This is a genomic window from Streptomyces sp. NPDC051636 (genome assembly GCF_044453765.1).
Classification (GTDB): domain Bacteria; phylum Actinomycetota; class Actinomycetes; order Streptomycetales; family Streptomycetaceae; genus Streptomyces.
Window position 1 is genome coordinate 95,856 of record NZ_JBITDA010000011.1, and the last position, 23,744, is coordinate 119,599.

General features: G+C 72.7%; 23 protein-coding genes and 1 pseudogene. 4 read left to right on the forward strand and 20 right to left on the reverse strand.

Features of this window, described 5'->3' with window-relative positions; genetic code table 11:
- Position 1 precedes the first annotated feature (1 nt).
- The gene (locus tag ACIBBH_RS20735) at positions 2-790 is read right to left on the reverse strand and encodes a carbon-nitrogen hydrolase family protein (RefSeq protein WP_399406848.1); all 789 of its coding nucleotides are present in this window, start codon (positions 788-790) and stop codon (positions 2-4) included.
- A 316-nt stretch (positions 791-1,106) separates the two neighbouring features.
- Between ACIBBH_RS20735 and ACIBBH_RS20740 the strand changes: the two are divergent.
- Positions 1,107-1,643: pseudogene (locus ACIBBH_RS20740) on the forward strand (hypothetical protein); the annotation flags it as partial.
- Between the two features lie 11 nt (positions 1,644-1,654).
- On the opposite strand, the gene ACIBBH_RS20745 reads toward ACIBBH_RS20740, so the two are convergent.
- The 11 genes from ACIBBH_RS20745 to fmt all read right to left on the reverse strand — a co-directional run bounded on the left by ACIBBH_RS20745 (position 1,655) and on the right by fmt (position 13,492).
- Entirely contained in the window at positions 1,655-2,035 is a 381-nt protein-coding gene (locus ACIBBH_RS20745) for a DUF742 domain-containing protein (protein WP_399406600.1), read from the reverse strand.
- A 6-nt stretch (positions 2,036-2,041) separates the two neighbouring features.
- A complete protein-coding gene (locus tag ACIBBH_RS20750) occupies positions 2,042-2,482 on the reverse strand; it encodes a roadblock/LC7 domain-containing protein (RefSeq protein ID WP_399406601.1) in 441 nt (146 codons plus the stop codon).
- Complete coding sequence (locus ACIBBH_RS20755) at positions 2,472-4,811, reverse strand: nitrate- and nitrite sensing domain-containing protein (RefSeq protein WP_399406602.1); 2,340 nt, start codon at positions 4,809-4,811, stop codon at positions 2,472-2,474. The genes ACIBBH_RS20750 and ACIBBH_RS20755 overlap by 11 nt, the downstream gene beginning before the upstream one ends.
- A gap of 229 nt (positions 4,812-5,040) precedes the next feature.
- Positions 5,041-5,493, reverse strand: coding sequence for an Lrp/AsnC family transcriptional regulator (locus ACIBBH_RS20760; protein ID WP_004002713.1), 453 nt, complete (start codon positions 5,491-5,493; stop codon positions 5,041-5,043).
- Positions 5,494-5,503: 10 nt separating this feature from the next.
- On the reverse strand, positions 5,504-6,979 hold the full coding sequence (locus ACIBBH_RS20765; RefSeq protein ID WP_399406603.1) for an amino acid permease: 1,476 nt from the start codon (positions 6,977-6,979) through the stop codon (positions 5,504-5,506).
- Between the two features lie 273 nt (positions 6,980-7,252).
- Positions 7,253-8,695, reverse strand: coding sequence for a GuaB1 family IMP dehydrogenase-related protein (locus ACIBBH_RS20770; RefSeq protein WP_399406605.1), 1,443 nt, complete (start codon positions 8,693-8,695; stop codon positions 7,253-7,255).
- A 131-nt stretch (positions 8,696-8,826) separates the two neighbouring features.
- Positions 8,827-9,156 carry a barstar family protein gene (locus ACIBBH_RS20775; protein WP_399406607.1) on the reverse strand — a complete coding sequence of 110 codons (330 nt, stop codon included), beginning with the start codon at positions 9,154-9,156 and terminating at the stop codon, positions 8,827-8,829.
- A gap of 1 nt (position 9,157) precedes the next feature.
- Positions 9,158-10,201, reverse strand: a complete 1,044-nt coding sequence (locus tag ACIBBH_RS20780) for a sugar-binding transcriptional regulator (protein ID WP_399406609.1) — start codon at positions 10,199-10,201, stop codon at positions 9,158-9,160.
- Positions 10,202-10,290: 89 nt separating this feature from the next.
- A complete protein-coding gene (gene rpe / locus ACIBBH_RS20785) occupies positions 10,291-10,977 on the reverse strand; it encodes a ribulose-phosphate 3-epimerase (protein WP_399406611.1) in 687 nt (228 codons plus the stop codon).
- 101 nt (positions 10,978-11,078) lie between these two features.
- Positions 11,079-12,497 carry an RsmB/NOP family class I SAM-dependent RNA methyltransferase gene (locus ACIBBH_RS20790; protein ID WP_399406613.1) on the reverse strand — a complete coding sequence of 473 codons (1,419 nt, stop codon included), beginning with the start codon at positions 12,495-12,497 and terminating at the stop codon, positions 11,079-11,081.
- Between the two features lie 62 nt (positions 12,498-12,559).
- Positions 12,560-13,492, reverse strand: coding sequence for a methionyl-tRNA formyltransferase (fmt, locus tag ACIBBH_RS20795; protein ID WP_399406615.1), 933 nt, complete (start codon positions 13,490-13,492; stop codon positions 12,560-12,562).
- 289 nt (positions 13,493-13,781) lie between these two features.
- Here fmt and ACIBBH_RS20800 point away from each other — a divergent pair, with 289 nt between their 5' ends.
- A complete protein-coding gene (locus ACIBBH_RS20800; RefSeq protein WP_399406617.1) occupies positions 13,782-14,324 on the forward strand; it encodes a hypothetical protein in 543 nt (180 codons plus the stop codon).
- A gap of 97 nt (positions 14,325-14,421) precedes the next feature.
- On the opposite strand, the gene ACIBBH_RS20805 is transcribed toward ACIBBH_RS20800, so the two are convergent.
- Positions 14,422-16,581 carry a primosomal protein N' gene (locus ACIBBH_RS20805; protein WP_399406619.1) on the reverse strand — a complete coding sequence of 720 codons (2,160 nt, stop codon included), beginning with the start codon at positions 16,579-16,581 and terminating at the stop codon, positions 14,422-14,424.
- A gap of 71 nt (positions 16,582-16,652) precedes the next feature.
- Between ACIBBH_RS20805 and ACIBBH_RS20810 the strand changes: the two genes are divergently transcribed.
- Both ACIBBH_RS20810 and ACIBBH_RS20815 read left to right on the forward strand, forming a co-directional pair.
- Positions 16,653-17,264, forward strand: a complete 612-nt coding sequence (locus ACIBBH_RS20810) for a S1 RNA-binding domain-containing protein (protein ID WP_399406621.1) — start codon at positions 16,653-16,655, stop codon at positions 17,262-17,264.
- Between the two features lie 46 nt (positions 17,265-17,310).
- Positions 17,311-17,577 (forward strand): hypothetical protein, encoded by a 267-nt coding sequence (locus tag ACIBBH_RS20815; RefSeq protein WP_399406850.1) that lies wholly within the window; start codon positions 17,311-17,313, stop codon positions 17,575-17,577.
- Here the strand turns inward: ACIBBH_RS20815 and metK are convergent.
- The 7 genes from metK to ACIBBH_RS20850 all read right to left on the reverse strand — a co-directional run bounded on the left by metK (position 17,522) and on the right by ACIBBH_RS20850 (position 23,741).
- Complete coding sequence (gene metK / locus ACIBBH_RS20820; protein WP_399406623.1) at positions 17,522-18,730, reverse strand: methionine adenosyltransferase; 1,209 nt, start codon at positions 18,728-18,730, stop codon at positions 17,522-17,524. The two genes, ACIBBH_RS20815 and metK, sit on opposite strands and share 56 nt — an antisense overlap.
- 249 nt (positions 18,731-18,979) lie before the next feature.
- Positions 18,980-20,182, reverse strand: coding sequence for a bifunctional phosphopantothenoylcysteine decarboxylase/phosphopantothenate--cysteine ligase CoaBC (gene coaBC / locus ACIBBH_RS20825; RefSeq protein ID WP_399406625.1), 1,203 nt, complete (start codon positions 20,180-20,182; stop codon positions 18,980-18,982).
- Positions 20,183-20,282: 100 nt separating this feature from the next.
- On the reverse strand, positions 20,283-20,555 hold the full coding sequence (gene rpoZ, locus ACIBBH_RS20830; RefSeq protein ID WP_005319902.1) for a DNA-directed RNA polymerase subunit omega: 273 nt from the start codon (positions 20,553-20,555) through the stop codon (positions 20,283-20,285).
- Positions 20,556-20,605: 50 nt separating this feature from the next.
- On the reverse strand, positions 20,606-21,163 hold the full coding sequence (gene gmk, locus ACIBBH_RS20835) for a guanylate kinase (protein ID WP_399406627.1): 558 nt from the start codon (positions 21,161-21,163) through the stop codon (positions 20,606-20,608).
- A 61-nt stretch (positions 21,164-21,224) separates the two neighbouring features.
- On the reverse strand, positions 21,225-21,548 hold the full coding sequence (locus tag ACIBBH_RS20840) for an integration host factor (protein WP_003977346.1): 324 nt from the start codon (positions 21,546-21,548) through the stop codon (positions 21,225-21,227).
- Positions 21,549-21,792: 244 nt separating this feature from the next.
- On the reverse strand, positions 21,793-22,638 hold the full coding sequence (pyrF, locus tag ACIBBH_RS20845; protein ID WP_399406629.1) for an orotidine-5'-phosphate decarboxylase: 846 nt from the start codon (positions 22,636-22,638) through the stop codon (positions 21,793-21,795).
- Positions 22,635-23,741, reverse strand: coding sequence for a quinone-dependent dihydroorotate dehydrogenase (locus tag ACIBBH_RS20850; RefSeq protein ID WP_399406631.1), 1,107 nt, complete (start codon positions 23,739-23,741; stop codon positions 22,635-22,637). The genes pyrF and ACIBBH_RS20850 overlap by 4 nt, the downstream gene beginning before the upstream one ends.
- Positions 23,742-23,744 lie beyond the last annotated feature (3 nt).

Consider the following 23,744-nt stretch of genomic DNA (forward strand, 5'->3'; position numbering starts at 1 on the left):
CTCAGGCGAGCGACCCGTACAGGCCGGGGCGGCGGTCCTTCAGGTACGGGTTCGCCTCGCGGGAGGCGGCCAGGAAGGCGGGGTCGACGTCGGCGAGGACGAGCTCCTCGCCGCGGCCGGCACGGGTGCGGGCGACTCCGTCGGGGCCGGCCAGGGCGGACAGGCCGACGAACTCGAACTCGCCCTCGGGACCGACCCGGTTGACGTACGCGACGTACATCTGGTTCTCCCAGGCACGCACCGGGATCATCGACTCGGCGACGAACTGGAAGGGGTGCATCTGCGCGGTCGGGACGAGAAGGAGGTCCGTGCCCGCCAGGGCGTGGGCGCGGACGTTCTCCGGGAACTCGACGTCGTAGCAGATCATCAGGCCGACGGTGAGGCCGTCCAGCTCGGCCTGCACCACCGGCTGGTCACCCGGGGTGAAGTGGTCGCGCTCGAAGCAGCCGAAGAGGTGGGTCTTGCGGTAGTTCGCGAGCGGGGTGCCGTCGGCGGAGATCAGCTGGGCGGAGTTGTAGACGGTGTCGCCGTCCCGCTCGGGGTAGCCGTAGGCGATCGCCAGGCCGTGCCGGGAGGCCAGCTCGGCGATCGCGTCCGCCGCGTCGCCGTCGGCGGGCTCGGCCAGGCGCCCGATGGCGTCGCCGATCGCGTACCCGGTGAGGAACATCTCCGGCGCGACGAGCAGCGCGGCACCCGCGGCGGCGGCCCGGCCCGCGGCCTCGTCGAGGACCTTGAGGTTCTCGACGGTGGAGCCGGGGCGGCCGGAGCTCTGGAGGAGGGCGGTACGCATGCGGATCCTCGCCGGTACGAAGGGTTCGGGGGTCATTTAGACGGTACGGTCGGCCGCCTCGGCCGGACAAGAAGAAGCCGTTGCGCGCCCTTGAGCGGATCGTTGCGCGCGCCGGAGGCCGGGCGGCGATTCGTTGCGCGCCCCGAGGTCGTACCCCCGTCATCCCTGGGGCGCACGTCACGGGCGGCGTCCCCCGCCGGACGGGGGAGGCGCGGTGACGTCCTCGGCCCGATGTGGCGCGCGCCCGTCGCGGGGAGAGTGGTGGGCATCCAGTTCACCTGCTTGACCTGCGGGAAGGACCGTTGTGAAGCGTCGTGTGAAGCCTCCTGCGAAGATCGCCGCCGTTGCCTCCGCCCTGCTGATCACCGCGGGGGCAACGGGCTCCGCGGCGGCCTCGGGCGGCGGTGGGCGTCCGCCCCGGGAGGCCGCCGCACTCACCGGAACCGCGAAGCTGTACCGCACGGCCGGGGACGACATCACCTTCTCCTTCGACGCGCACCTGGCGGCGAAGGAGAACGACAACCCGGTGAAGGCGACCGGCACCTTCCGGTTCAGCCACCACCTGGGCGGCGTCGGCCACTGGGCGAGGGCCAGGGTCGACTGCCTGGTCAACGGCGGCAAGGTCGCCGTGGTGTCCGGGGTGATCACCGACACCGACATGAAGGACGTCCTGGGCCACCGGGTGGGCATCACCGTCCACGACACCGGCGGCACCGACCGGCTCGGCCACAGCTGGGCCGCGACCGAGGACATGGGGCCGAAGGACCTGCCCAGGTGCGTGGGGTCGGCGCCGTTCGAGCGGGTGAAGAAGGGGACGGGGGACTTCCGGGTGGTGCCCTGGAACCCGCCGTTGCAGAGCCCGCTCTACAGCTCCCTCAAGCGCTCGACGATCTCCCGCAGCAGCTCCGGGTCGGCGGACGGGCCCGTCGGCAGCAGGCGGCGCGGCTCGTCGATGCGCACCAGCCCGGCCTCGGCCAGGTCGCCGAGCAGCACGCGGACGACGGTGAGGGGGAGGTCGGCGTCCGCGGCCAGCTCGACGACCGGGCGCGGGCCGCGGCGCACCAGGTCGAGCAGGGCGGCGCGGGCATGGTCGACGCCGGGCGGTGCCACATCCGCCGGAACGGCGGTGACCTGGGACATCAGGTCGATGGTGTGCCGGCCCGCGGGCCGGGTGCGGCCCCGGGTCACCGTGTAGGGGCGCACCATCGACCCGGTCTCGTCCTCGTACCAGTGGTCGTCGGTCACCGGGAGTCAGGTCGCCGATCGTGCGGCGGCGTCCAGGTGGCGGCCGAGGCGGCGGACGAGCAGGGCCATCTCGTGGCCGAGCTGTCCGACATCGCTCTGTGCCTCGCTGAGCACGGCCAGGCGGCTGCCGTGCCCTGCCGGGGTGATGAACAGGTAGGCGTCGTCGAGCATCACCATGGTCTGCCGCACTTCGCCGGCCTCGAACCGCTCCCCCGCCGAGCGGGCCAGGCCGTGGAAACCGGAGCAGACGGCGGCGAGGTGCTCGACGTCCCGTCTGCGCATGCCCTCCGAGCAGCTCAGCGGGAGCCCGTCGGCGGTGAGCAGCACGGCCTGCCGGACGTGCTCGGTCCGCGCCACGAGGTCGTCGAGCAGCCATCCCAGATCCGCGCCAGGGGCTCCGCCGGGGACCGTGATGGAGGGCTCGGGGTTCTGCTGGTCATCGGGCATCGTCGGCATACGTCCCTTCGTCGGGGTCGGTCCGCCCCTCGGCGGCGTCAGGACTGGCGGGCCCGCGCCCGTCCCCGGCCGACAGTCCCCGGCGGCCACGGTCCAGACCACGCTGGAAGGCACCGAAGACGGCCCGCATCTCCTCGGCGTCGATCTCACGCCGCGGGGGCGTTTCGCCGGGTGGGGTGTCCTCACGGAGGAGGGCGGCGAGGGAGGCTCGGCGGATGCGGGTGGGGAGCGCGGGGGTGTGGGGGGTGGCGGTCTTGGGGGTGGCGGTGTCGGCGGCGGCGCTGCTGGTAGCGGGGCGCCTCCCCATCCCGGGATCCAGCCCACGCTCCCCCGCCCCCGGCTCCGCCGGCTCAGCCTCCGCCGGCGCCCTGGACGGCAGCACCCCCGCCCCGTGGTCCCGCACCCCCGGCTCCATCTGCGCCAACACCCCCGGCGGCAACCACACCACCGCCGTCGTCCCGCCGTACGGCGAGTCCCGCAGGGTGACCTCGATGCCGTGGCGGGCCGCGAGGCGGCCCACGACGTACAGGCCGAGGCGGTCGTGCCGGGTGGGGTCGAAGGCGTCGGGGTCGGTGAGGGTGCGGTGGGCCGCCTCGCGCTGGTCGGGGTCGAGGCCGAGGCCCCGGTCGTCGATCTCGAGCAGGAAGCCGCCCCGGGTTCGTCCGGTGCGCAGGGTGACCTGGGTGTGCGGAGGAGAGAACACCGTGGCGTTCTCGAGGAGTTCGGCGATCAGGTGCACCACGTCGGCGACCGCGACCGCCGCGACGCCGGCCTCGGGCATCGGCGGCACGACCACCCGCGCGTAGTCCTCGATCTCGCTCACCGCCGAGGACACGACGTCCGCGAGGGGCACGGGCCGCCGCCACCGGCGGCCGGGTGCCGCGCCGGAGAGGATGATCAGGCTCTCCGCGTGCCGCCGCATGCGGGTGGTGAGGTGGTCGATGCGGAACAGCTCGCGCAGCACGTCGGGGTCGTCGGTGCGCCGCTCCAGGGTGTCGACGAGCTTCAGCTGCCGGTGCACCAGCGCCTGGTTGCGGCGGGCGATGTTGAGCAGCACCGCGAACAGCCCGCGCCGCAGGGTGGCCTGCTGGACGGCGGCCTCGACCGCCGCGAGGCGCGCGGTGTTGAAGGACCGGCCGACCTGGCCGATCTCGTCGGCCCGTACCTCGTCGGCGGCCAGCGGCGGCGCCTCGGCCACCGCGTCCACGTCCTCGCCCGCGCTGAGCCGCCGCATCACTTCGGGCAGTTGGCGGGCGGTCAGCAGATCGGCCGCGTCCCGCAGCGTCTCCAGGCGGCGCGAGATGCGCCGGGCACCGCGCACCGCGAACCACAGCGACAGTCCCACGGCGGCCAGCCCGGCCACGCCGACCACCGCCGCCTTGGCCAGCTCCCGGTAGGCGAAGGCCCGTCCGCGCGCGGCCGAGTTCTCCGCCGACCGGGTGCACCGCAGCATGTACTGCTTCACGGCCCGGTCGGCGGTCGTCCGCCACGTGTCCGCCGCGACCGCCTCCCCGGCGTGCGCCGCGCCCGCCCGCAGCAGGGCGTCCTCGCCGCGCTCCAGGTCCCGGTGCAGATTTCCGCGCTGGAACTCCTCGAACAGCGCCCGCGAGTCGGACGGCAGGTCCGACACGTACGTTCGTTCGAAGACACGCCGGTCCTCGATCGTCGCCGTGAGCGTGTCGTACTGGCGGTCGGTCAGGATGCCGGCCGCGCGGGCCCCGGCGACCAGGGCGTCCTCGCGGGAGACGAACTCCCGTACCCGCACCAGCTCGATGACGACCTGCGCCTCCCGGGCCAGCTGCCCGGCCTGGAGCGCGGTGAGCGTGGACTGGACGTCGAAGCCGGGTTCCACGAGGGCGCCGTACTCGGTGACCGCCCGGTCCCAGGAGACCGAGCGGGACAGCACCCGCCCCCGCAGCTTCTCCAGCCCGTCGGTGGCGTGCGTCATCGCGTCGAGCACCTGCCGCTGCCGGCCGGTGAGCCGGTCCCGGTCGCCGCCCCGGATCGCCTCGCGCATGGCGTTCACCGCGTGGTCGGTGCGGCGCTGCTGGGCCAGCAGGTCACCGGCGGCGGCCGGGTCCCGGTCGCCGCCCAGGTACGCGGCCGACAGCCGCCGCTCGATCTGGATCTGGCCGACGGCCGTGTCGACGGGGGTGCCGAAGTCCTCGTACACGCTCTGCAGCCGGATCAGCGCGCGCAGGTCGCCGGTGACCGACACCATGGCGAAGCTCCACATGGTCATCAGCGCGAGGACCGGCGCGAGCGCGAGCGCCACGATCCGCGCGCGGACGGTGGTGGGACGGCCGACGGGCCAGCGCATGGTTACCTGCCGGTGTTACCAGTCAGTAGGAAGTCCGGCACAACCTAGGGGATCTTCCTGCCGCCCGCAAGGGTGACCTGGGGTAATCACAGGTCACCGCGAGCGACCATGGCCCGCAGCTCCTCGAGGCCGGGCGCGCGGCGCTGGGGCGGTCGGCCGCCGGGCGGTGTGAGGCGTCCGGCGGCCCGGGCGGCCCATCCGGCCCTCGACACCGGCCGGCGGGGCTCAGTCAGGTCGGCGATCCCGAGGAGAACCGCCTCAGCAGCGGCGACAGCACCAGCACCGACTTGGTCCGCTCCACGAACGGCTCCCCCGCGATCCGCTCCAGCACCCGCTCGAAGTGGCGCATGTCGGAGGCGAAGACCTGGACGATCGCGTCCGCGTCCCCGGTGACGGTGGACGCCGCCACGACCTCCTGGTAGCGCTCCAGGCCCCGCTGGATGGTCTCCGGGGAGGTGTTGCGCCGGCAGTAGATCTCGACGAACCCCTCGGTCTCCCAGCCGAGCGCCGCCGGGTCCACCCGGACGGTGAATCCGGTGATGGCCCCGGTGGCGCGCAGCCGGTCCACGCGCCGCTTCACGGCGGGCGCGGACAGGCCGACCAGCTGCCCGATGTCCGCGTAGGAGCGGCGGGCGTCCTCGGCGAGGGCGTGCACGATGCGTTCGTCGAGATCGTTCAGCACAGTGGGTCGATCACTTCTCGGACGGTGCGGGTGTGGCGAGTCGGGAGCGGCGATAGCCGTATACGAAGTAGAACACGAGCCCGACCGCCATCCAGACCCCGAAGACCACCCAGGTGACGGCCGACAGGCTGCCCATCATCCAGACGCAGAAGGCGAAGCCCAGCGCGGGCAGCACCGGCGACAGCGGCACCCGGAAGGTGCGGGCCATGTCCGGGCGGGTCCGGCGCAGCACGACGACGGCGATGTTGACCAGCGCGAAGGCGAACAGCGTGCCGATGCTGGTGGCGTCGGCGAGCTGGCCCAGCGGGATGGCGGCGGCGAGGACACCGCAGAACAGCGAGACGATCACCGTGTTGGCGCGGGGCGCGCCGGTCTTCGGGTGGACCTTGGCGAACACCTTGGGCACGAGGCCGTCCCGGGACATCGCGAAGAGGATGCGGGTCTGCCCGTACAGGACGGTCAGCACGACGCTCGCGATGGCGATGACCGCGCAGGCGGCCAGCAGGGTGCCCCAGAAGCTCTCCCCGGTCACGTCCCGCATGATCTGGGCGAGCGCGGCCTCCGAGTCGTTGAACCGCCGCCAGGGCTTGGCACCGACGGCGACGGCCGCGACGAGGACGTACAGCGCGGTCACGATGACCAGCGACAGCATGATGGCGCGCGGCAGGTCGCGCTGGGCGTCCTTCGCCTCCTCACCGGCGGTGGAGGCGGCGTCGAAGCCGATGTACGAGAAGAAGAGCGTCGCGCCCGCCGCGCTCACCCCGGTCATGCCCAGCGGCATGAAGTTCTCGTAGTTGCCCGAGCGGAAGCCCTGGAGGCCGATGGCGCAGAACAGCACCAGCGCGGCGATCTTCACGCAGACCATGACGGTGTTGGCGCGCGCGGACTCCCTGGCGCCGCCGAGCAGGAACGCCATGGCGAGGAGTACGACGATCAGCGCGGGCAGGTTGAAGACGCCGCCGTCGCCGGGCGGGGCCGACAGCGCGTCCGGGATGGTGACGCCGATGGTGCCGTCGAGCAGCTCGTTGAGGTACTCCCCCCAGCCGACGGCCACGGCGGCGACCGACACGCCGTACTCCAGGACCAGACACCAGCCGCAGATCCAGGCGATCAGCTCGCCCATCGTTGCGTATGCGTACGAGTACGAGGAGCCGGAGACCGGGATGGTGCCCGCCAGCTCGGCGTAGGAGAGGGCCGAGAAGAGCGCCGTGAGACCGGCGATCACGAAGGAGAGGGTGACGGCCGGACCGGCCTTGGGGACGGCCTCGCCGAGGACCACGAAGATGCCGGTGCCGAGCGTGGCACCGATACTGATCATGGTCAGCTGCCACAGCCCGAGGGAGCGCCTGAGGGTGCCTCCCTCACCCTGGCCGCCCTCCGCGACCAGGCGTTCCACGGGCTTGCGACGCATCAGGCGCGCGGCGACGCCCGGGGACGCGGGGGCGGTGGCTCTGCGGTTGTGCGGGGGTGCGCCTTGGTCGAGCACGCGCTGGCTCCTTCATCGCTGCCGGTCAGGGCGGCGGGGACCGGCGGCATCCCTGCGAGGGCAGGGACCCGACGAGCGGGGTCCCCGCCACACCACGTACAGGTGAGCACCCTATGAGCCATCCGTTCACGGGCGTAATGCAGCAACCTTGCGCATACCCGCAAGATCATTGCGTTCATCGGGGACGGGTGCCCATTCGTTGCGCATCGGCTGTCGGCTGTTGCGGCAGCAAGGACCCCGGGCATGCCGCACGGCCGTACGGACGGAGGATGCTCAGCTCCAGCTGGCGTGCAGCGGCATGCCCTCGGCGTAGCCGGCCGCGCTCTGGACGCCGACGATGGCCTTCTCGGCGAACTCCTCCAGGGAGGCGGCGCCGGCGTAGGTGCAGGAGGAGCGGACGCCCGCGATGATCGAGTCGATCAGGTCCTCGACGCCCGGGCGGGCCGGGTCGAGGAACATGCGGGAGGTGGAGATGCCCTCCTCGAACAGCGCCTTGCGGGCACGGTCGTAGGCCGACTCCTCGGAGGTGCGGTTGCGCACCGCGCGCGCGGAGGCCATGCCGAACGACTCCTTGTACGGGCGGCCGTCCGCGTCGTGCTGGAGGTCGCCCGGCGACTCGTAGGTGCCCGCGAACCACGAGCCGACCATCACGTTGGACGCACCGGCCGCGAGTGCCATCGCCACGTCGCGCGGGTGCCGGACACCGCCGTCGGCCCACACGTGCTTGCCGTACTTCCTCGCCTCGGCCGCGCACTCCAGGACGGCGGAGAACTGCGGGCGGCCCACGCCGGTCATCATGCGGGTGGTGCACATGGCGCCGGGGCCGACGCCGACCTTGACGATGTCGGCGCCCGCCTCGATGAGGTCGCGCACGCCCTCGGCCGCCACAACGTTGCCGGCGACGACCGGCACCTGCGGGTCGAGAGCGCGGACCAGCCTGATCGCGCCGATCATCGATTCCTGGTGGCCGTGCGCGGTGTCGATGACGAGCGTGTCCACGCCCGCGTCCAGCAGCTGCTCGGCCTTGCCCGCCGCGTCGCCGTTGATGCCGACGGCGGCGGCGATGCGCAGCCGCCCCTTCGCGTCGGTCGCCGGGGTGTAGAGGGTCGCGCGCAGGGCGCCCTTGCGGGTGAGGATGCCGGCCAGCCTGCCGTCCTGGTCGACGGCCGGGGCGTAGCGGCGGTTGGCGGCGTCGAGCCGGTTGAAGGCCTCGCGCGGGTCGATGCCGGCGTCGAGCAGCAGCAGGTCCTTGGACATGACCACTTCGAGCTGGGTGAAGCGGTCGACGCCGGTCAGGTCCCGGTCGGTGACGACGCCGATGGGCCGGTGGTCGTCGTCGACGACGACACCGGCGTTGTGCGCGCGCTTGGGCAGCAGGGACAGCGCGTCGGCGACGGTCTGGTGCGGGGCCAGCACGATGGGGGTGTCGAGGACCAGGTGGCGGCTCTTGACCCAGGAGACGACGTCGGTGACCACGTCGATCGGGATGTCCTGCGGGATGACCACCAGGCCGCCGCGGCGGGCCATCGTCTCGGCCATGCGGCGGCCGGCGATGGCGGTCATGTTGGCGACGACGAGCGGGATGGTGGTGCCCGTGCCGTCCGGGGAGGCGAGGTCCACGGCCTGGCGCGAGCCGACCGCCGAGCGGCTCGGCACCATGAACACGTCGTCGTATGTCAGGTCGTACGCGGGCCGGATGTCATTGAGGAAACGCACGTGCTGCACATCCCAGTTGATCAGAGGTGGCCCCCGGACAGGTCAGCCAGGGGGAAAGAGCACGTACTTCATTCTCCCATGACGTCCGCCGTTCCCTGCCCCGACAGAACATCCAGGCTGGTCAGAGGGCCTTAGGAGGAACCTCCAAGGGCCAGCACGACGGCGAGCGACGGCGTCAGTCCGACGGCGTGGGAGAACACCTCCTGGGCGGTCTCCCACTCCTCCGGACGAGCCTTCGCATACGCCTGCCAGCCCCGTACGACAACCAGGAGCCCCTTGCCCACGGCCTCCTCGGGCCAGACGGAGAGGTCGCAGAGGCTGTCGGCCAGCGCGTCCCAGTTGCGGCCGAACCACCCGGGCAGGTCCAGCGCGCGGACGCACCGGTCCATCAGCCCCGCCTTGTCCGTGACCCCGTCGAGGTCCAGGACGACCAGGTGCCGGCCGGCCAGGTCGTCGGTCATGTCAGGGCCCGTCCGGGTCCGCGCGGTTGAGGGCGGGCCTCGGCGTCGGGCCCGCGGTCATCAGGTAGTCCGCCGCGGAGGTGTCCGTCACCAGGCTGGTCACGAGCCCGGAGCGCAGCACCGCGTCGATCGCTGCCGCCTTGCGCTGTCCGCCCGCTATCGCGACGACCTCGGGGATACGGCGGAGCTGGTCGGCCTTGACCGTGATGCACCGCTCCCCCAGGTCCCGGCCGACCCGGCGGCCCTCGGTGTCGAAGAGGTGCGCGGACATCTCGGCGGCGACGCCGAGCGAGGCGTAGTGCGCCCGCTCCTCGTCACTGAGCATGTCGTGCACCGTGGAGATACCGGGCTCCCAGGAGCCGATGGAGACGCAGGCGACCGTGACCTTGTCGAAGTACTCGAAGGCCCGGGCGATCCCGGTCTGGTGGCGCAGCGCCTCGGCGGTGGCCGCGTCCGGCAGCAGCATGGGCGCGTAGATGGGGTGCGCGTCGCCGCCGGAGACCTGGGCGGCGCGGCGGACGGCCTCGACCGAGCCGCGCTCGGCGGTCCCGGCGTCGTACACGCCCGTCAGCTGCACCACCGTGCAGGGCGGCAGCCGGTCCAGCGCCGCCGCCATGTGAATGGTGGACCGGCCCCAGGCCAGGCCCAGCACGTCCCCCTCGTTGACGAGCTCACCGAGCAGGTCGGCGGCGACCTCCCCCAGGTTCTCGGGGTCGGGAGTCTCCTCGGCCTCGGCCGGGGACTCGACCACGACGGCGTGCCTGAGGCCGTAACGGGCGCGGAGCGCGTCGGAGCGGTCGGCGTCCAGTTCGGCCGGGACGCGGATCTCGATGCGTACGAGATCCCGTTCGAGGGCGGTTTCCAGGACCCGGGCCACCTTGAAGCGGCTGACGCCGAACTCCTCCGCGATCTGGATCTTGGACTTCCCCTCGAGGTAGAAGCGGCGGGCCATGGCCGCCGCCTGCACCAGCTCAGCGGGTCCCATCCGCATGGCTGACCGGCCCGCCGACATACCCGACACGGCGATCTCCTCACTGCTGTTCACACTCTGGATTCGCCGTTCATCCTTGCAGATCCGGCGCGCTTGAACTGCCCTGATGGGCGCCGTTCACGTAGCTGTGGCCCAAGGGCCGTCTAGTGGTCGCAGGCCCAGGACGCCTTGGCGGTCGCCGCCTCGGCCTGGGTGCGTAGTGCACGTACCGCTTCCGCCGGGTCCTTTGCCCCGTACACGGCCGAACCGGCGACGAAAACGTCCGCTCCCGCGTCCGCGCACCGCTCGATCGTCGACGCCGAGACGCCTCCGTCGACCTGCAACCACAGCTCGAGGCCGTGCTTGTCGATCAGCTCGCGGGTGCGGCGGATCTTGGGAAGCATGATGTCCAGGAACGCCTGACCGCCGAAGCCCGGCTCGACCGTCATGATCAGCAGCATGTCGAGTTCGGGGAGCAGGTCCTCGTACGGCTCGATCGGCGTCGCGGGCTTGAGCGCCATGGATGCGCGGGCACCCTTGGCGCGGATCTCGCGGGCGAGCCGCACGGGGGCGGCGGCGGCCTCGACGTGGAACGTGACGGACGAGGCACCCGCTTCCACGTACTGGGGCGCCCAGCGATCGGCGTCCTCGATCATCAGATGGCAGTCCAGCGGGGTGTCCGTGGCGCGGGCCAGGGACTCTACGACCGGCACGCCGAGCGTGAGGTTCGGGACGAAATGGTTGTCCATGACGTCGACGTGGAGCCAGTCGGCTCCCTGGACCGCCTTGGCCTCCTCCGCGAGGCGGGCGAAGTCGGCGGACAGGATGCTGGGGTTGATCTGCACGGCCATGACCCAAGCCTGCCATGTTCTGGCACGGTTGTTCGCCCCGGTACACCAGGTACGGCTGCCGGAACCGGCCGGGGCAGCCCCGCGCCCGCCCCGGCCGCAGGTCAGCCCGTCCGGCGAAGGAGCGCCAGATACATGGCGTCGGTGCCGTGCAGATGCGGCCACAGCTGCACGTCGGGGCCCTCGCCCAGCGCCGGGATCCCCGGCAGGAGGGGGCGGGCGTCGAGGAGTTCGGTGTCCCGGCGCTGCTTGAGGACGTCCTCGACGACGGCCCGGGTCTCGGCGAGGTGCGGCGAGCAGGTGGCATAGCCGACGACGCCGCCCACCCGCACCGAGTCCAGCGCGCCGCGCAGCAGGGCGCGCTGCAGCGGTGCGAAGTTCTCCAGGTCCTGCGGACGGCGCCGCCACCGGGCCTCGGGCCGTCGGCGCAGAGCGCCGAGACCGGTGCACGGCACGTCCACCAGCACCCGGTCGAAGCTGCCGGGCCGCCACGGCGGCCGGGTGCCGTCGGCGGCGATCACCTGGTACGGCCCGGGATTCCCGGCCAGCGCCTTGGCCACCAGCCCGGCGCGGTGCGGCTGTTTCTCGGAGGCGAGCAGCACCGCCCCGCGTTCGGCGGCGAGCGCGGCGAGCAGCGCGGCCTTGCCGCCGGGGCCCGCACACCCGTCGAGCCACTTCTCGTCGGGCCCCTCCAGCGGCGCGCCCGCCAGCGCGAGGGCGACCAGCTGGCTGCCCTCGTCCTGCACCCCGGCCCGGCCCTCCCGCACGGCCTCCACGGCCCCCGGCTCCCCGCCCTCGGTGAGCCGCACGGCGTACGGCGACCAGCGGCCGGGTACGGCGGCGTCCTCGCGGAGCAGTTCCTCGGTGGTGGACCGCCCGGGCCGGGCGACGAGCGTCACCTCGGGCCGCTCGTTGTCGGCCTCCAGCAGGTCCTCGATCCCGGCGCGCCCGCCGCCCAGCGAGTCCCACAGGGCGGAGACGACCCAGCGGGGATGCGAGTGCACCACGGCGAGATGGTCCTCGGGATCCTCCTCGTACGGCGGCGCGACCTTCTCCAGCCACCCGTCGAGGTCGTCCTGGGCCACCTTCCGCAGCACCGCGTTGACGAACTTCGCCCGGCCGTCACCGAGCACGACCCGGGCCAGCTCGACGGAGGCGGACACGGCGGCGTGCGTCGGAATCCGCGTCCCGAGCAACTGGTGTGCCCCGAGGCTGAGCACGTCGAGGACCGGCGGGTCGACCTCCCTGAGCGGCCGGTCGACACAGGCCGAGATCACGGCGTCGTACGTCCCCTGCCGCCGCAGCGTCCCGTACACCAACTCCGTGGCCAGCGCCGCGTCCCGGGCGTCGAAGTCCCCCTTCTCCCGCGCCTTCCTCAACAGCGGCGGCAAGACGAGATTGGCGTACGCGTCCCTCTCGTCCACGGCACGCAGCGCCTCGAAGGCAAGGATGCGGACGGGGTCCTTCTGGGGCCGGCGATAGGGCTTGGCGGGCTTACGGGGCCGACGCGGCTGGTCACTCACGAAAAAGGTGCTCCGGGTGTGGGTCGGGGTGCGATGCCCAGCGTACGTCGTGGCCGGGGGCCTCAGCCGCCCAGTGTCTCCCCGTCCGCGATCCGCACGCCCCGGGCCCAGTCCGCCGCCCGCATCGGCTTCTTGCCCTGGGCCTGTACCCACAGCAGCTCGACGGCGTACGAGCCCGTACCGACGTGGACGCTGTTCTTGCCGGCCGCCGGCTGTCCCGGCGCGAGGTCCGTCCGCTCCGGCACGGGCCTGACCTGGATGAGTTTGAGCCGCTCGCCGCGGAAGGTGGTCCAGGCGCCCGGCGCCGGGGTGCAGCCGCGCACCACCCGGTCCACGCGCAGCGCGGGGGCCGACCAGTCGACCTGGGCGTCCTCGACGGTGATCTTCGGGGCGACGGTGATGCCCTCGGCGGGCTGCGGTACGGCCTTCAGCGTGCCGTCCTCGATGCCGTCCATGGTGGCGGCGAGCAGTCCGGCGCCCGCGAACGCCAGCCGGGTCAGCAGGTCACCGCTGGTGTCGGTGGGCCGGATCTCCTCGGTGACCGTCCCGTAGACCGGCCCCGAGTCCAGCCCCTCCTCGATCAGGAAGGTGGAGGCGCCGGTGATCTCGTCCCCCGCCATGATGGCGTGCTGCACGGGAGCCGCCCCGCGCCAGGCCGGCAGCAGCGAGAAGTGCAGGTTGACCCAGCCGTGGACGGGGATGTCGAGGGCCGCCCTGGGCAGCAGGGCGCCGTAGGCGACGACGGGGCAGCAGTCGGGCGCGATCTCCCTCAGCCGCTCCAGGAACTCCGGGTCCCGCGGCTTGCCGGGCTTCAGCACCTCGATCCCCGCCTCCGCCGCCCGCTCGGCCAGGGGAGAGGCGACCAGCCTGCGTCCCCGCCCGGCCGGGGCGTCGGGCCGTGTGACGACGGCGGCCACCTCGTGCCGCCCGGCGGTCAGGAGGGCGTCCAGGGCGGGAACGGCGACCTCGGGGGTACCGGCGAAGACCAGCTTCATGGGTGGCAACGGGCCTCTCGGGCGGTGATTGACGGGCAACGCACAAGTCTATGCCGTATCACCGACCGCGAACGGGAAGCCATCGACGGCGAGCGACTCCCAGGGAGCGCCCGGCCTCTCGACCAACTCGAAACAGGTGGCGCGGGGGTGGGAGAACGGCGTACGCCCAAGCCCACACGCCCCCACCCCGTTACCAGCGGAGCGCACACGCGTTGGTCAAGAGAGAGTTGACCACATCGGGCCGTTTCGCGGCCCAATTCCTTTCAACGCCGGTTCGAGAGGCTTGTTCATGGCCGACCACGCCACCCACGACGCCCAGGCCCGGGCCAGCCTGCATCTGCTGGTGCGGGACATCGAGCGGGTCCGCCGGCAGGTGGACGCACTGCGCACGCTCACCGCCCAGTTGGGCAACGTCTACCGCCCGCGCCGCTCCGGCCCCTCCACGGGCTTCGTCGTCTACGGACGCGCCCCCGCCCCGACGGTCCGTCTGGCCCAGGAACTCCGGGACAGTGTCGAAACCCTGGTCACGGCCGCCGTGGACTTCGACCGCTCACTCGGCTTCTCGTGGGACGCGGTGGGCTCCGCCCTCGGGGTCACCAAGCAGGCGGTCCACCGCCGTTACGGCGCCCGCCGCGCCGCGGCCCAGGCCGCCGCGGAGGCCGAGCGCGCGACGGAACCGTCGGGCACGCGCACGCTCAACGTGAACACCGGCCTGCCCACGGTGCCGACGGTCCCGGCGGCCCGTTCGATGCCGACCCAGCCGACCGCGGGCAGCCCCACCCTCCGCGACGAGGCCAGGCCCACGGCCTTCCCCGGCCCGCGCAACGGCTGACGCCCGGGCGTCCGGCCCCACCCTCACCCTGCCCTCCCGGCACATGCATCCGGGAGGGCGGCCGCATGCCGGGGCCACGACGACCCCGCCTCCGGGCTCACCCGATGTCCGGCGGATCGATCCGCACCCGTACCGGCGCCTCCCCGCTGCCCCGCGCCATGCGCGCGGCCTGCGCCGCCTTCAGCGCGGACGCGAGTGCGGCCCCGCTGCCGGGCGGCACCCGGACGAGTGCCCGCTCCCAGTGCTCCCCGGGGGGCGGTGCCCCGGGACGCCGGGGCCCTCCCGGGAGCGTGACCGGAATCGGCACGGGCCCCAACACCTCGGCATCGGAGGGCAGTTCGACCGTATTGAGGAACTCCGCCACGGCCTGCGCCGTCCCTGACACGGCCGCCATCCGCGACACCGGCGGAAACCCCAGCTCGGCCCGCTCGGCCAGCTCCCGCGCCGCGTGCCCGACCGGGTCCCACCGCACCAGCGCCTGCACGGGCCGCAGGGTGGGTTCGGCGACGACCACCACGGTCCCCTTCTCGCCCTGCGCCCGTACCAGCGCCGAGGCCCCGATCCAGCGCCGCAGCGCGTTCTCACCGGCGCGCAGATCGGGCCGCCCGAGCATGGCCCAGCCGTCCAGCAGCAGGGCCGCCGCGTAGCCGCCCTCGGCGACCGGCTCGGCCCCCGGTGTGCTCACGACCAGCGCGGGGGTGGCCGGGACCGTGTCCAGGACATGCTCGCGGCCGGAGGTCCGCACGGGCACGGTGGGAAAGGCCCGTCCCAGCTCCTCGGCGGTCCGCCGCGCCCCGACCACCTGGGCGCGCAGCCGGAAGCCCCCGCACGCGGGGCAGTGCCAGGCACCCTCCTCGCGCCCGCACCAGCCGCACCGGAGCGCCCCGGCGTCCTGCGCCTGGAGCGGGCCGGAGCAGTGCTGGCAGCGCGCGGGCGCCCGGCACTGCGCACAGGCCATACGCGGCACGTACCCCCGCCGGGGCACCTGCACCAGCACCGGCCCGTGCCGGAGTCCCTCGCGGGCCACCTGCCAGGCGAGCGTCGGCAACCGGGCGGCCCGGGCGGCCTCGTCCCGCACGAGGTCGCCGTCCCCGATGGTCCGCACCAGCGGCGCGGTCCGCCGCACCTGCTCCCGCCCCGCGACCAGGGGCCGGGCCCAGCCGCTCTCCACGAGCTGCGCCGCCTCCACGGTGCAGCTCCAACCGCCCAGCAGGAAGCCGCACTTGTCCAGTCCGGCACGCAGCAGCAGCACGTCCCGGGCATGCGGCTGCGGGGCGTGCTGCTCACTGTGGCTGTCGTCCCCGTCGTCCCAGATGGCGACGAGCCCGAGGTCCCGCACCGGCGCGAACATGGCGGCCCGCGTCCCGACCACGGCCCGCACCGACCCGCGCCGCACGGCGAGCCACTGCGCGTACCGCTTCTCCGGCCCGGCGTCGGCGGTGAGCAGCGCGTGCCGCCCCGCGCCGAGCAGTGCGGTCAGCGCGGTGTCGACCCGGGCGGCGGCCCGCCCGTCCGGTACGACGACGAGGGCGCCGCGTCCCGAGGCGAGCGTCGCGGCGACGGCCCGCGCCAGCTCCTCGCTCCAGCCGGGCCCGGGCAGCGCGTTCCACACGGCGCGGGGCGCCCCGCCCGAGGCCAGCGACTCGATGAACGCCGCCCCCCGCTCGTACCGGGCCCACGCCCCGGGGTCCGGGGCCGGCGGAGGCGGCAGCGGCGCGGGCGACGGCCGCTGCTCGGCCCGCGCGCTGCGCGGCGGCACGGCCAGCTGGAGCACATCGGCGAGGCTCCCCGCGTACCGATCGGCGACGGCCCGCGCCAGCCCCAGCAGTTCCCCGCTCAGCACGGGCTCGGGCGACACCACCTGGGCCAGTGCCGCCAGCGGCCCGGAGTAGTCGGACTCGGCCCGCCGCTCGATCAGAAACCCGTCGATGAGCCCCCCGCCCTCACGGCGCCCCTCCCGCACCCGGCCCCGCCCGGCCCCGAACCGCACCCGCACCCGCACCCCGGGCTGGGCCTCGGCGTCCAGCTCCTCGGGCACGGCGTAGTCGAAGTACCGGTCGAGATGCAGCACCCCCTTGTCCACCAGCACCCGCGCGACCGGCAACTCCTTGGCCAGCGCGGCCCCCCGCCACGTCCGCGGTTTGGCCCGCGGCGCCTTGGCCTTCCCCTGCCGCACACCCTCCCGGACAAGCGCGAGCTGCTCCGCCGCCGCGGCCCCCTCGGCCCCGCCGCCCCCCTGCCCCTTCTCGCTGCTCACGCTTGCATTCTTACCAAACGGCACTGACAAACGCCCCCGGCGTCCGGGAGGCCGGGCCCAGGCTCACGGCCATGACCGAACCGCCACCGACCCCGTTCGACCAGCTGCGCACCCGCCTCGAGGCGGTCCGGCGCGGGGAGGCGCGGACCGGCACGGTGGCCGGCTTCGACGGGCGGGACGTCGTCGTGCGCCTCGACGGCGACGGCCCGCAGGCTCCGGCGGGCCGTATCCCTCGCCACGAACTGTCCTGGGCTCACATGGAGGACCCGTCGGAAGCCGTCGCGCCCGGGCAGCGGATCACGGCCGAGGTCATGGGCCCCGATGACGGCAAGGGCCGGGTCTGGCTGTCCGCCAAGGCCTGCGAGGACGAGCCGCTGCGCCGCTTCCTGCTCGGCATCGAGCCCGGGGACGTCCTCACGGGGACGGTGTCCGCCGTACGGAACTTCGGGGTGTTCGTGCACCTCGACGGGGAGCCTGTGCACCCCCTCTGGCCCGGGACGGGTTTCATCCGTGTTCCCGAGCTGACGTGGTCGCGCATCGATCACCCGGAGAACGTGGCCGGACCGGGGCAGCCGGTCACCGGCGAGGTACTCGCCGCGGACCTCTGCAGGGACAGGTGGCCCTCTGTCCCTCAAGGCCCTGCGGGAAGACCCCTGGCACCGTCTGACCGCGCGCGTGGGTGACGTCCTGCCCGGCCGGGTGACCAAGCTCGTCCCGTTCGGCGCGTTCGTGTGCATCGCCGAGGACACGGAGGGACTGGTGCACGTCTGTGACCTGGCCAAAGGCGCCGTCCGGGAGGGGCAGGAACTTCCGGTCAGGATCCTGGAGACCGACCGTGAGCGCCGCCGGATCCGTTTGGCGACACCCTGGCCAGCCCCCCGCACGACGGGGCCCGGCTCCCCGAAGGGAAGCCGGGCCTGGTCGACGAGCCACGCAGGGCTTACAGCCCCACGGCCTTCCGCAGCGCCTCCACGCGGTCCGTGCGCTCCCAGGTGAAGTCGGGCAGCTCGCGGCCGAAGTGGCCGTACGCCGCGGTCTGGGCGTAGATCGGGCGGAGCAGGTCGAGGTCGCGGATGATGGCGGCCGGACGGAGGTCGAAGACCTCGGTGATGGCGTTCTCGATCTTCTCCGTCTCGACCTTGTGGGTGCCGAAGGTCTCCACGAACAGACCGACCGGCTCGGCCTTGCCGATCGCGTAGGCGACCTGGACCTCGCAGCGGGAGGCCAGGCCGGCCGCCACGACGTTCTTGGCGACCCAGCGCATCGCGTACGCCGCCGAGCGGTCCACCTTGGACGGGTCCTTGCCGGAGAAGGCACCGCCGCCGTGGCGGGCCATGCCGCCGTAGGTGTCGATGATGATCTTGCGGCCGGTCAGGCCGGCGTCGCCCATCGGGCCGCCGATCTCGAAGCGGCCGGTGGGGTTGACCAGCAGCCGGTAGCCCTCGGTGTCGAGCTTGATTCCCTCGTCGAGGAGGGCCTTCAGCTCCGGCTCGACGACGAACTCGCGGATGTCGGGCGCGAGCAGCGACTCCAGGTCGATGTCGCTCGCGTGCTGCGAGGAGACGACGACCGTGTCGAGGCGGACGGCCTTGTCGCCGTCGTACTCGATGGTGACCTGTGTCTTGCCGTCCGGGCGCAGGTAGGGGATCGTGCCGTTCTTGCGGACGTCCGACAGGCGCTTGGACAGACGGTGCGCCAGGAAGATCGGCAGCGGCATCAGGGTGGGCGTCTCGTCGGTCGCGTAACCGAACATCAGGCCCTGGTCGCCCGCGCCCTGCTTGTCGAGCTCGTCGTCGTCGCCCTCGACCCGGGACTCGTACGCCGTGTCCACGCCCTGCGCGATGTCCGGGGACTGCGCGCCGATCGAGACGGACACGCCGCAGGAGGCGCCGTCGAAGCCCTTCTTCGAGGAGTCGTAGCCGATCTCGAGGACCTTGTTGCGGACCAGGGTCGCGATGTCCGCGTAGGTCTTGGTGGTGACCTCGCCGGCCACGTGCACCAGACCGGTGGTGATCAGGGTCTCCACGGCGACCCGGGAGGAGGGGTCCTCGCGCAGAAGCGCGTCCAGAATGGTGTCGCTGATCTGATCAGCGATCTTGTCGGGGTGACCTTCGGTCACGGACTCCGAGGTGAACAGGCGACGGGACACAACGCTCCCTGGGGTTGCAGCGGCTGCTGGCTGATCATTGGCGGACGACGCGGGGAGCTGCGCCCGGCATCGGCCTGGATTAGTTTATCGGTCGCACTCTGCCACCGGAGCACCTGTCTCGCCTCTCGGGAGCCCTGTGACCTGCGGCACGCGCATTCTGCCCAATGCGCGGCGGCCTTGGCCAGAGTCGCCACGCGACAAGGCCATCTTTGAAGAAGCCGCCGAACGGCGAAACAAGGCCCGGAACGATCAGCTCAGGCGTCCGGCCACGAGGTCCCAGACGATCTCGGCGAGGGCTTCTTTCGGACCGTGCGGTACGGGCGTCTCGCTGCCGTCGGCGCCGAGCACCACGGCCTCGTTCTCCTCGGAGCCGAAGGTCTTCCGCTCCCCCACCTCGTTCACCACGAGGAGGTCGCAGCCCTTGCGCACCAGCTTCTTCCGGCCGTTGGCGAGGACGTCGTCCGTCTCGGCGGCGAAGCCGACAACCACCTGTCCGGGGCGGGGCCGATCGGCCGATATCTCCGCGAGGACGTCCGGATTCCGTACGAGGGTGACCGGCTCGGGATCCTGGTCGTCCTTCTTCTTGATCTTCCCGGCCGCGTAGGCGGCGGGGCGGAAGTCGGCGACGGCGGCGGCCATGACCACGGCGTCGGCGTCGGCGGCCGCCTTCAGCACCGCCTCGCGCAGCTGGAGGCCGGTGCCGACGGGGACGACGTCCACGCCGGCCGGGTCCGGCAGGCCGGTGTTCGCGGCGACGAGCGTCACCCGGGCTCCGCGCGCGGCTGCCGTACGGGCGAGGGCGTAGCCCTGCTTGCCGGAGGAGCGGTTGCCGAGGAAGCGGACCGGGTCGAGGGGCTCGCGGGTGCCGCCGGCGCTGACGACGACGTGCCGGCCGGCGAGGTCCGGCTCCGTCAATCCCCTGGCGAGGACCCGTCGGCACACCTCGAATATCTCCGCGGGGTCGGGCAGCCGCCCCTTGCCGGTGTCGGCACCGGTGAGGCGGCCGACCGCCGGTTCGATGACGACGGCGCCCCGGCGGCGCAGGGTCGCCACGTTGTCCTGGGTGGCCGGGTGCTCCCACATCTCGGTGTGCATGGCGGGGGCGAAGACGACCGGGCAGCGTGCGGTGAGCAGCGTGTTCGTCAGCAGGTCGCCGGCGAGGCCGTGGGCCGCCCTGGCGAGCGTGTCGGCGGTGGCGGGGGCGACGACCACCAGGTCGGCCTGCTGGCCGATGCGGACGTGCGGCACCTCGTGGACGTCGTCCCAGACCTCGGTCGAGACGGGGTTGCCGGAGAGGGCCGACCAGGTCGCCGCGCCGACGAAGTGCAGGGCGGAGGCGGTGGGGACGACGCGGACGTCGTGACCCGACTCCGTCAGCCTCCGCAGCAGCTCACAGGCCTTGTAGGCGGCGATGCCACCACTGACCCCCAGAACGACCTTCGGCTTGTCCACCGTCTCTCCCCGGCTCGGCAACGTACGAGACCATCACACACCACAGGCCCGGCAGTCGCGCTGCCGGGCCTGTGGAAAAACCACCTGCAAGCTGAAAGTACTACTGCGCGGGGCCCTCGATGGCCTCGGAGGTCAGCAGGCCCGCGTTGATCTCGCGCAGCGCGATGGAGAGCGGCTTCTCGTGGACGTGGGTGTCGACGAGCGGACCGACGTACTCGAGGAGGCCCTCGCCGAGCTGCGAGTAGTACGCGTTGATCTGGCGGGCACGCTTGGCCGCGTAGATCACGAGGCTGTACTTCGAGTCGGTGGCCTCGAGGAGCTCGTCGATCGGCGGGTTGATGATGCCCTCGGGCGCGGTGATGGAAGAGGACACGCTCTACCTTCCGATGGATGGGAAAGAATCAGTGAGGGTGACCGTCACGATCACACAACGTCCATCAAGGCTAGCAGCTCGCGCGCCACGTCCTCGACGGAGGTGTTGACCAGGGTCTCGTCGAACTCCGGCTCGGCCGCCAGCTCGACCTTGGCCGCGTCCAGGCGGCGCTCGACGACCTCGGGCGGCTCGGTGCCCCGGCCGGTGAGTCTGCGCACGAGCTCCTCCCAGGAGGGAGGAGCCAGGAACACCAGCTGCGCCTCGGACATGGACTCCCGGACCTGCCGGGCACCCTGGAGGTCGATCTCCAGGAGCACCGGGACCCCGGACTCCAGGTGCTCCAGCACGGCCTGGCGGGGCGTGCCGTAGCGGTTGCCGGCGAATTCGGCCCACTCCAGCAGCTCGCCGTTGGCGATCAGCTTGTCCATCTCCTCGTCGGTGACGAAGAAGTAGTGGACTCCGTGCCGCTCGCCGGGGCGCGGCTTGCGGGTGGTCGCCGACACCGAGAGCCAGACCTCGGGGTGTTCCTTGCGCATATGGGCGACGACCGTGCTCTTGCCGACCCCGGAGGGGCCGGAGAGCACGGTCAGCCGCGGACGTTCACTCATGCAGTGATTATTCCAGCAATCCCGGGATGCCCGGAACGCCGGTCCCGGACTGCCCAGTACTTCAGGAGCCGGTGCTCCCGAACTCGCGCTCCAGGGACGCGATCTGGTTGGAACCGAGGCCACGCACGCGGCGGCTCTCGGAGATCCCGAGTCGCTCCATGATCTGCTTGGCGCGGACCTTGCCCACGCCCGGCAGGGACTCGAGCAGGGCGGAGACCTTCATCTTGCCGATGACGTCGTTCTCCTGGCCCTGCTTGATGACCTCGTGAAGAGAGGCGCCGGAGTGCTTGAGTCGATTCTTGACCTCGGCCCGCTCCCGGCGAGCCGCGGCGGCCTTTTCGAGCGCGGCTGCGCGCTGTTCAGGGGTAAGGGGCGGAAGAGCCACGCCTACGTCACCTCGGATGTCGAACTGTCGGATACGGACCGGTGAGGAACCTAGTCGCCCCACACCTGGGGAGCCACGAGCAACACGCTTGCCCGTTCACTCTGCTCGGAGACTAGCGGGCAAGTCCGCCAGAGTCAGCGAGAACAGCGGAAAAGTCCTGGTCAGCCTCCGCCAGGCCGGACATTTCAGACATACTGCCCTCGATTTGAGGATGTATTCACACTCAAGCCGTCCCAGCGGGGGATCAGGCACCCGTCACGGCGGCCCGGATCTCCTCCGCGAACCGCTCCGCGGCCGCCCGCAGCGCGCCGACCTCGGGACCGTGACGCAGAACACCCCGGCTGACGTTCGGCACGACGTTGCGCGCCGCCGTCCCGAACACCCGGGGAAGATCGGCCGGCGTCGCGCCCTGGGCCCCGACGCCTGGGGCGAGGAGCGGGCCGTTGATGTTCAGGTCGTACGACGACAGGTCGCCGAGCGTGGCGCCCACGACCGCGCCGAAGGACCCCAGGGGCTCCTCCCCCGCGTTCTCGGCCGCCAGGTGGGCCAGCATCGTCGCGCCGACGTTCCGTCCGTCGGCGCGGACCGCGTGCTGCACCTCGCGGCCCTCGGGGTTGGAGGTCAGCGCGAGGACGAACAGGCCGGCGCCGCACTCCCGGGCCAGCGCGACGGCCGGGCTCAGGGAGCCGTAGCCGAGGTACGGCGAGACGGTCAGGGCGTCGGAGAACAGCGGGGCGTCCCTGTGCAGGAACGCCTCCGCGTACCCGGCCATGGTCGAGCCGATGTCGCCGCGCTTGGCGTCCATCACGACCAGGGCGCCTGCCTCGCGGGCCTCGCGCACGGACGTCTCCAGGACGGCGATGCCGCGCGAGCCGAACCGCTCGAAGAAGGCGCTCTGCGGCTTCAGGACGGCGACCCGGTCGGCCACCGCCTCGACGACCGTGCGGCTGAACCGCTCCAGGCCCGCGACGTCGTCGTTCAGACCCCACTCGGCGAGCAGGGAGGCATGCGGGTCGATGCCGACGCACAGCGGGCCGCGCTCGTCCATGGCGCGGCGCAGGCGGGCGCCGAACGGCTCCGGAGAGGTCATGCGGAGGTCCTCACGTCGGCGCCGACCGCGTCGGCGAGGGTGGCGTACGGGCTGGTGCGCAGGCGGGCCGCCAGTCCCTTGTGGATCGCCCGGCTCCAGAAGGGTCCCTGGTAGACGAGGGCGCTGTAGCCCTGGACCAGCGTGGCGCCCGCCAGGATGCGCTGCCAGGCGTCCTCGGCGTTCTCGATGCCGCCGACGCCCACGAGGGTGATGCGGTCACCCACGCGCGCGTAGAGGCGGCGCAGCACCTCCAGGGAGCGCGCCTTCAGGGGCGCACCCGACAGCCCGCCGGCCTCCTTCACCAGCGAGGGGTCGGATGTCAGACCGAGCCCCTCGCGCGCGATGGTCGTGTTCGTGGCGATGATTCCGTCCAGGCCGAGTCCGACGGCCAGGTCGGCGACCGCGTCGACGTCCTCGTCGGCGAGGTCCGGCGCGATCTTCACCAGCAGCGGCACGCGGCGCCCGGGCACGACCCGGTCGGCGGCCTCGCGGACGGCGCTCAGCAGCGGGCGCAGCGCCTCGGTGGCCTGCAGGTTGCGCAGGCCGGGCGTGTTCGGGGAGGAGACGTTGACCACCAGGTAGTCGGCGTACGGTGCCAGCCGCTCGGCCGATTTCACGTAGTCGCCGACCGCCTCGGCCTCCGGGACCACCTTGGTCTTGCCGATGTTGACGCCGACGACGGTCCTGAAGACGGGTTCACGGGTGGCGAGGCGGGCCGCGACGGCCAGCGAGCCGTCGTTGTTGAAGCCCATGCGGTTGATCAGCGCGCGGTCCGCGACGAGCCGGAACAGCCGCTTCTTGGGGTTGCCGGGCTGCGGCTCCCCCGTCACCGTGCCGATCTCGACGTGGTCGAAGCCCAGCATCGACATGCCGTCGATGGCGACCGCGTTCTTGTCGAAGCCGGCGGCGAGCCCGAAGGGGCCGTGCATGCGCAGCCCGAAGGCCTCCGTGCGCAGCTCCGTGTAGCGGGGCGCGAGGGCGGCGGCGAGGCAGGTGCGCAGCACGGGGACGCGGGCGGCGAGGCGGATCCAGCGGAAGGCCAGGTGGTGGGCCTTCTCCGGGTCCATCCGGGTGAAAACCAGACGGAAGAAGAGCTTGTACATCAG

Coding starts and splice junctions, on each gene's coding strand:
- ACIBBH_RS20735 (WP_399406848.1), bottom strand. CDS start 790: ATGCGTACCGCCCTCCTCCAGAGCTCCGGCCGCCCCGGCTCCACCGTC.
- ACIBBH_RS20750 (WP_399406601.1), bottom strand. CDS start 2,482: ATGCCCGATGACCAGCAGAACCCCGAGCCCTCCATCACGGTCCCCGGC.
- ACIBBH_RS20755 (WP_399406602.1), bottom strand. CDS start 4,811: ATGCGCTGGCCCGTCGGCCGTCCCACCACCGTCCGCGCGCGGATCGTG.
- ACIBBH_RS20775 (WP_399406607.1), bottom strand. CDS start 9,156: ATGACCGACGACCTGGCCGGCCGGCACCTGGTCGTCCTGGACCTCGAC.
- rpe (WP_399406611.1), bottom strand. CDS start 10,977: ATGGCCGTGCAGATCAACCCCAGCATCCTGTCCGCCGACTTCGCCCGC.
- fmt (WP_399406615.1), bottom strand. CDS start 13,492: ATGAAGCTGGTCTTCGCCGGTACCCCCGAGGTCGCCGTTCCCGCCCTG.
- ACIBBH_RS20800 (WP_399406617.1), top strand. CDS start 13,782: ATGGCCGACCACGCCACCCACGACGCCCAGGCCCGGGCCAGCCTGCAT.
- ACIBBH_RS20810 (WP_399406621.1), top strand. CDS start 16,653: ATGACCGAACCGCCACCGACCCCGTTCGACCAGCTGCGCACCCGCCTC.
- gmk (WP_399406627.1), bottom strand. CDS start 21,163: ATGAGTGAACGTCCGCGGCTGACCGTGCTCTCCGGCCCCTCCGGGGTC.
- pyrF (WP_399406629.1), bottom strand. CDS start 22,638: ATGACCTCTCCGGAGCCGTTCGGCGCCCGCCTGCGCCGCGCCATGGAC.
- ACIBBH_RS20850 (WP_399406631.1), bottom strand. CDS start 23,741: ATGTACAAGCTCTTCTTCCGTCTGGTTTTCACCCGGATGGACCCGGAG.